This is a genomic window from Bradyrhizobium sp. ORS 375 (assembly GCF_000239775.1).
GTDB lineage: Bacteria > Pseudomonadota > Alphaproteobacteria > Rhizobiales > Xanthobacteraceae > Bradyrhizobium.
The window spans coordinates 1-3,498 of sequence record NZ_CAFI01000172.1 but is presented as its reverse complement, the minus strand read 5'-3'; the positions used below and the strand labels follow the sequence as shown (position 1 = coordinate 3,498).

Below are 3,498 nucleotides of genomic sequence, written 5' to 3'. Positions count from 1 at the left end.
GGCCTGGGCGCGCAGCGCAATGTCCGGCTGGAGCTGTCCATTGACGCTGTAGAGCAGCTCGGTGTCCTTGGGGTCGGTCCCCGGGGCGATTGCCGTGCCCTCCGGCTTCAGCCGGAAGTCCTCGACCAGGAAAACCTCGTCGCGGTCAAAAGTTACCGGCGCAGCCTCATCGACGATAACAGGCAGCGGCCGGATCGGCGCGGTGGCCCCGTCAGCCAGCAGCCGTAAGTCGAGGAGCCCGGTTCCGGCTCGCGACGCCATCGCCGCGATGCTGGAGCGGCCGCCGGGCGCGACCGGTCGCTCGACGAGCAGCGGCGTGGGCAGAGCGAGGCCGCGGCCGGACAGCGCGGCCGGTATTGCGAGTCCGTTCGCCAGCGCCAGATCCAGCGACCGGCCGCGGCCGAGCCTGAGCACCGCTGTGCCGCCGGCGAGCTGGGAGACGCGGGAGGCGGGCCGTCCGGACGCGAGCGCGAGAGATTCGGCACGCCCCTCCAAGGCGACGGACATCCGTTCGGCAGCCGGCGCAGGCCGTGGGTACGACGCTGCGCAGGCTGCGGCAAAGCCGAGCACGGCGCGGCGACTGACCCCGTCCACAGGCTTCGTCATGCGACAAAACATCGTGTGATGAGGGGGATGCGGATCATCTCGTTTTCCCTTATCTGTGCCGCGAACTTGGCCGATCGGCCGGGTCGCGGGTGCTCTTTCGGGCCCATTTTTTTGCTGCGGACGGTTTCACGCGTGGTATAAGCCGCGCCGCCCGCGGCATCGCGGCCGGGCTATCGATGCAGTTCACGCGGGCGTGGCGGAACTGGTAGACGCGCTGGATTTAGGTTCCAGTGACGAAAGTTGTGGGGGTTCGAGTCCCTCCGCCCGCACCAAGCGCTACCTCAGCGTTTGCCCAAAGTTTCACGGCGCAGCCGCGCTCCTGATCTCGGGAGAGCGGCGGCACCGACCCACCGGCGCAAGGCTCGTTGGCCGCGCGTCGTCCACAATTGAATCAGGTGTGTCCGGATCGCAAGTGTCCGGACCGTAGCGGAAGAAGATTGACGCCATGCAGGTCACAGAAACCTTGTCGGAAGGCTTGAAGCACGAGTTCCAGATCAGCGTTCCGGCGGCGGATCTCGACGCCAAGGCGGACGCCAAGCTGGTCGATCTCAAGGACAAGGTCCGCATCAACGGCTTCCGCCCCGGCAAGGTGCCGGTCGCGCATCTGAAGAAGATCTACGGCAAGTCGGTCATGGCCGAGACCATCGACCAGACCATCCGCGACACCAACACGCAGATCTTCACCGAGCGCGGCTTCCGTCTCGCCACCGAGCCGAAGGTGACGATGCCGACCGAGGAGGCCGAGGTCGAGAAGATCCTCGCCGGCCAGACCGACCTGACCTACACGGTGGCGATCGAGGTCGTGCCCGCGATCGCGCTTGCCGATTTCAAGACCTTCGCGGTCGAGAAGCCGGTCGCCGACATCACCGACGCCGATGTCGACGAGGCGATCAAGCGCCTGGCCGACGCCAACCGCAGCTACGCCGCCAAGGCCGAGGGTGCGAAGGCCGCTAGCGGCGACCGGGTCAAGATCAACTTCAAGGGCACGATCGACGGCGTCGCGTTCGACGGCGGCACCGGTGAGGGCATCGACGTCGTGATCGGCTCGAACACCTTCATCCCCGGCTTCGAGGATCAGCTGGTCGGCATCGGCGTCGGCGAGACCCGCACGCTGAAGGTCACGTTCCCGACCAACTATCTGAACAACGAGCTGGCCGGCAAGGCCGCGGAGTTCGAGACCACCGCGACCGCGATCGAGGCGCCGGAAGAGAAGGTCGTCGACGACGAGTTCGCCAAGACGCTCGGTTTGGAATCGCTCGAAAAGCTGAAGCAGCTGATGCGCGACCGTCTCGCCGGCGAGTTCAGCCAGGCCACCCGCCAGCGCGTGAAGCGTGCGCTGCTCGACCGCCTCGACGAGACGCACAAGTTCGATGCGCCGCCGTCGTTGATCGACGAGGAGTTCAACCTGATGTGGAACTCGGTCCAGGCCGAGATGAAGTCGAGCGGCAAGACCTTCGCCGACGAGAACACCACCGAGGACAAGGCGAAGGAAGAGTACCGCACCATCGCCGACCGCCGCGTGCGCCTCGGCCTCGTGCTCTCGGAGATCGGCGAGAAGAACAAGATCACCGTGACCGACGACGAGGTCAGCCGCGCCGTGATCGAGCGCGCGCGCTCGATGCCGGGCCGCGAGAAGGAGGTCTGGGACTTCTACCGCAGCAACCCGCAGGCGCTCGCCCAGCTGCGCGCGCCGATCTACGAGGACAAGGTCGTCGACTTCATCCTCGAGCTCGCCAACGTGACCGAGAAGAAGGTCTCCAAGGACGAGCTGTTCAAGGACGACGATGACAAGGCGGCCTGATCGGGCCACCTCTCGTCGGGTTCGCGACATCAGCGCATGATTAAGGTTGACCGGCGAAAGCGCCGGTCAGCCCGGTTCCGGCGCTGGCCGCCGCCGCGGGAATCAGCTTGAACAGGACGACGACCTCGCTCGCGGTCGGCCAGGAGACCCGGTCTTGTCACCGGGAAAATGGTCCATATCTGTGGGCTCGGTCTTGAAGTTCTGCATCACGGGGCCACTGTCCGTCGCTGCTCGCTGAACGAGCCTCACCTGCGGCGGCCAGTCGTCTTCAACTGCTGGTCCAACCCTTGGGTGATTCATGCGCGATCCCGTCGAAACCTATATGAACCTTGTGCCCATGGTGGTCGAGCAGACCAACCGCGGTGAGCGCGCCTACGACATCTTCTCGCGCCTCCTGAAGGAGCGCATCATCTTCGTGACCGGCCCGGTCGAGGACGGCATGGCGACCCTGATCGTCGCGCAGCTTCTCTTCCTCGAGGCCGAGAACCCGAAGAAGGAGATCGCGATGTACATCAACTCGCCGGGTGGCGTGGTGACGTCGGGTCTCGCGATCTACGATACGATGCAGTTCATTCGTCCGGCGGTGTCGACGCTGTGCACCGGCCAGGCCGCCTCGATGGGTTCGCTGCTGCTGTGCGCGGGCCACAAGGACATGCGCTTCTCGCTGCCGAACTCGCGCATCATGGTCCATCAGCCGTCCGGCGGCTTCCAGGGCCAGGCGACCGACATCATGCTGCACGCCCAGGAGATCCTGAGCCTCAAGAAGCGGCTCAACGAGATCTACGTGAAGCACACCGGCCAGCCCTACAAGGCCATCGAGGATGCGCTGGAACGCGACAAATTCCTCACCGCGGAAGCGGCCCAGGAGTTTGGCCTGATCGACAAGGTCCTCGACAAGCGGCCGGAAGATCCGGCGGCGATGGGCAAGTGAGCGAACGGGGCCCGGTAATCGGGCCTCGGTAGGCCACGACAACGCCTTTGCCGGCCCACGGCCGGCAGAGGTACTAAGGTGGGGTCCCAAAAGGGCCGCAACCGTGCCGTGCAACCGGCAAACAGGCGTGGCAAACACGCAACGTTCAGGCGATTTCGCG

The 3,498-nt window shown here is 65.6% G+C and carries 3 protein-coding genes and 1 tRNA gene; 3 read left to right on the top strand and 1 reads right to left on the bottom strand.

Annotation, left to right across the window (positions count from 1 at the left end):
* Positions 1-606: cupredoxin domain-containing protein (locus BRAO375_RS14785; protein WP_502688899.1), on the bottom strand; the 606-nt coding region annotated here is incomplete at its 3' end.
* Positions 607-793: 187 nt separating this feature from the next.
* Between BRAO375_RS14785 and BRAO375_RS14780 the strand changes: the two genes are divergently transcribed.
* The 3 genes from BRAO375_RS14780 (at position 794) to BRAO375_RS14770 (ending at position 3,338) form a co-directional block, all read left to right on the top strand.
* Positions 794-878, top strand: a tRNA-Leu gene (locus BRAO375_RS14780).
* Positions 879-1,051: 173 nt separating this feature from the next.
* Entirely contained in the window at positions 1,052-2,407 is a 1,356-nt protein-coding gene (tig, locus tag BRAO375_RS14775) for a trigger factor (RefSeq protein ID WP_009028274.1), read from the top strand.
* Between the two features lie 298 nt (positions 2,408-2,705).
* A complete protein-coding gene (locus tag BRAO375_RS14770; RefSeq protein WP_006611023.1) occupies positions 2,706-3,338 on the top strand; it encodes an ATP-dependent Clp protease proteolytic subunit in 633 nt (210 codons plus the stop codon).
* Positions 3,339-3,498: the final 160 nt, after the last annotated feature.